The sequence below is a fragment of the Paenibacillus sp. NRS-1781 genome (assembly GCF_050467745.1).
Taxonomy (GTDB): domain Bacteria; phylum Bacillota; class Bacilli; order Paenibacillales; family Paenibacillaceae; genus Paenibacillus; species Paenibacillus terrae_A.
Window position 1 is genome coordinate 1 of sequence record NZ_JBITPI010000105.1, and the last position, 3,877, is coordinate 3,877.

Here is a 3,877-nt window from a genome sequence, read left to right on the forward strand (position 1 = left end):
TGGTTATTCAACAGGCGTGAAAACAATAATAAGTTTGCCGATCCTAAAACTAATTTTATTCCGACTATCCAATCTAGCATTCATTTCATTTACTTACTGTGTTTTAAATCTACTGTGTTCATTGTAACCGTGGTAAAGCAATATGTATTGTCAACTGCTCATCTTTCATTCTTCTTGATCCCGTTTCACCTTCGCAATACTTTTCGCTTCATTTTGTATCTCCATTTCTTTGTGATTCCAACTGAATTCGCTACGTTCAAATGGTGTATTTATAATATAACACTGTCCTACGATACTGTCAACGAATATTTCACAAATCATCTACAAACTGGATTATATGTGTTCAATCTGTATGTACAATCAAAAATGTATATAATGAAGAAAAAAAATTAAGTCGTCTTATGTCAACCTGATTGATCCTATTCCGTCCGTTTTCTCCAATAGACTCAGCCACATCCTTCATTGACCGCTGGTCCAATGGTCCAGCGCTTTGATCGCCTACCCAAGCACAACAATTTGTCACAGTGGATATTGAAGCAAGGTGTATGCAAATACCATACCCCTTTATTCAGGTGTTTTAACTATGCAAACAAGCTCACTCCCATTTTACTATTGTCAGCCCCTTGGTCTAGTTCAATAAAATAGATTATCTAATTGGTCTGTTACAGCTTTATTGTATGGCTCATTACTTGACAGTTTACCCCTATAATAAAAACAACTCGTAAGGTGGATAATCTCGAAAGACTCCATTTTACGAGTTATTTTTATTATTTAATTTCTACGAATAATGTTTTTCCTGCTCGTACCTCCAGTAGACCGATTACAATCCCAAGAACGAGAAAATACCAAGAATTCATAAACACTGGGATGTAAACCATTAATGAATAGACTATAATAAATAATCCATCTACTAACAGAGATACGGCAAGCATTTTCCCGGCATATTGTCTCTTTAGTAAGAAAAAGATACAACTTGACAATAACACTACTAATGCAATTATAATGGTAGGTAAATACCAAAAATAGCTTAAAGATAGATGGAAAACATCGAATTTTTCTCGGTTTATAAAGCTAATTAGATTGTAAAAACCTCTACATAAAATGATAATTATTAGTAGGATTTGAATGAATCGCCAATCATTTTTCATGTAGTATCCTTTCAGGAAGAAAATTTACGGTAATATCATTTCTTTTGTCTCAAATGAGTATACTGGGACTCCTCCTACCGTTGCTTCTTTTGCTGCGGCTGAATAAAAAATGAAATTTTTTGAACTTGTTGAAGTTGTTCTAATGTAATAGTCTGTGATTGGTTGTTTAGCATTAAAAGGAGTAGTGTAAACAGAACCATACAGTTCGTCAGCGTTTTTTATCCCAAAGGAACCGAAAGGCCCAAGTTTTTCAATTGTAGCATTCAATCTGTCAAAATATACTTTTATTCCATCAGGATGATTGGTGTATCTTGTGTAATAGAGTGTACCATCATTATACCCCGTTCTGCCTAGACCCCCCATTTCTGAAGGCTTATGTGTAATTCTAGCTGTCAGATTTCTAGATGTAGTAGATGGAGTTACACCCTTATTTTCTTCTAATGAGATTTCCAATTTATCTTGGCTGGCGTTTATTGCATTGATTATTTGTGAAGTCTTTTCAACAGCTTCACCTTTATAATCAATAACGAAGGCGTGATTTACATTTTGCTTTGAATCAAATACTAATCCACTTAAACCATTCTTATTTGTAATGATATCTGTTTCAAATTTATCTTTCCCATCAACTACTGCCTCACCCGAATATCTTTCAAATTCACCATCTGAGTATTTTTCTGTTTCTAAGATAACTTCTTTATCTTCCAATTTATATGACACAGAAAGATGGGAGTCATTTTGCACAACCTTAATGTCTTTTAGGTTAGCATCTGAGGAAAAGACATTACCTGAAGAGTTGTAGCTAAAGCCACTTAATTTTTCTTGACTAGCTTCCTCAACTGCCGCAAAACTTGTACCAGTTAAAGAAAAACCTAAAATCACACTTGAGCATAACAATAGCAATCTTTTTTTCATCAATGTTACCTCCCGTTTTTATACATTTGATTCCATAATTAGTCTATCACAGCTAGTTTCTGATGTAAATAATTCCAATTTTTTTGTACTAATTTCCTGCAAAAGTACTAGATACAAAGTATAATCAGTTACTTAATATTTCATTGCTACTTCAGCTTGGCAAATCAAAAAGGCTAGACGGATAATCCCATCTAACCTCTTGAGAATAGTTGTACTTTCTGGTTCTACTGTGATATTGAACTTGAGACCTTTTATCCTCACATTCCTCCGTGTTGTCCAGTCGGCTCGTAAGTCGATCCTTTGTCTAGATGCTGAAGAGGGGGAACTACTATTGCTACTAATATAAAACCAGTAACTAAAAAAGATAGAATTATTTTACGTTTCATCTTCCTCCACCTCTTTAATCAAATTTCTGTATGCCGCCTTCGTCTCAGATGATGCATACTCCTGATAGGAATCATACAGCTTTACACATTTAATTATATACGATTTATTATTGATTAATGCAGATTTTTCCAAACAACTTAACAAAAAAGTAAATCCATCTGCAAAATCACTTTTGTTAAAGTAGTAAACCGCTAATGCACATGTAAAATGAACATAGCGTTCTGTAATGAATTGTTGATTGTACACGCCTACGCGCTCAGGTTTATCCAGCAAAGCAAAAATTTCCGTTTCAAATTGCTTTAGAATATGATCAATATTTAAATGATGTCGATTAGCAACTTCAACTACGTTATCTAATCCGGGAAGTGTCTCTTCTTTCTTTGAAGAAAAAAATGCTACATAATCAGCCAAAGCACCAACTTCACCAGCATGAATCTTATTTACATAAGTGTTGGCTTCAGCCCATTCTTTATATCGCTTCTTCCATTCCAAGGTGATTTCATCGGTTTCCTTCACCCAACTTAAGTCAGCATATGTGTATGTATGTTGAAGTGCCTTCTCATAATCTTTATGAGCTTCACATACTTCAGCATGAAGTAGATGAGAAAATGCCCAATAAGCAAATGGTGGGGAAGCAGGTTTCTTTAAGTTCTCTTTTTTCGCATCATGATGTTGATCCAACTTGTATTGAATCTCTGCTTTAATCCCCAAAGCTTTAGCTATTTCATCCACCTTATCCCATTCACGTAAAGAACGATATACATTCGCCAGATCCTTTAACGCATCAAGTTGTACTACTTCGTCCAACCGTTCAACAAAATCCTCAAATCGTGTAGCTGCCTTGAGATTTCGGTTTTGATCGTCTCCAATCTGAATCGTGAATATACGATAATGGCAGACTGCCAAGCGATCAGAATGTTGATACTTCTCGCCCTCAGCTATGTTCTCGTATAGGTAAGCCGCTGCTTCATTATAACTTTCTTCATAACAATCCTCGGCTAATTCATAGAGATAATGGAGATAGGTCGGTTTATCCAGCAGAACACTTACAACTCGCTGTAAGCAATCCAGTCGATTAAACTGTACACAGCGATACAAGAACGGGCTAATTCTTTTCCAGTTCAGCGGTTCTTCCATAATGCACTCTTCAATGTAACGTTCATAAAAATGGTCTGCGGGTAAATCCATTCCTAACGTGATGCGATCCAATTGGTGCATCGAAATGATACGATTGCCCGTTACAATACCGCTCACTGTACCCGGATTCAAATCAATAATGCGACCAAACTTGGTCATACTCAATCCTTTCCGTATCAGATAGGTTTGAACTTCTGCTCTAATCGTGGGTGTGATTTTCATGGATAAGCCACCCTTTCAGCATAAAATCGTCATATGATACATAGTTAAATAAACACGCCTGTTGAATAACC

General features: G+C 35.7%; 2 protein-coding genes. Both read right to left on the bottom strand.

Features of this window, described 5'->3' with window-relative positions; genetic code table 11:
* Positions 1-1,172 precede the first annotated feature (1,172 nt).
* Complete coding sequence (locus ACIFO6_RS24100) at positions 1,173-2,060, bottom strand: hypothetical protein (protein ID WP_430044580.1); 888 nt, start codon at positions 2,058-2,060, stop codon at positions 1,173-1,175.
* Positions 2,061-2,435: 375 nt separating this feature from the next.
* Positions 2,436-3,806, bottom strand: coding sequence for a transcriptional regulator (locus tag ACIFO6_RS24105; protein ID WP_430044582.1), 1,371 nt, complete (start codon positions 3,804-3,806; stop codon positions 2,436-2,438).
* Positions 3,807-3,877 lie beyond the last annotated feature (71 nt).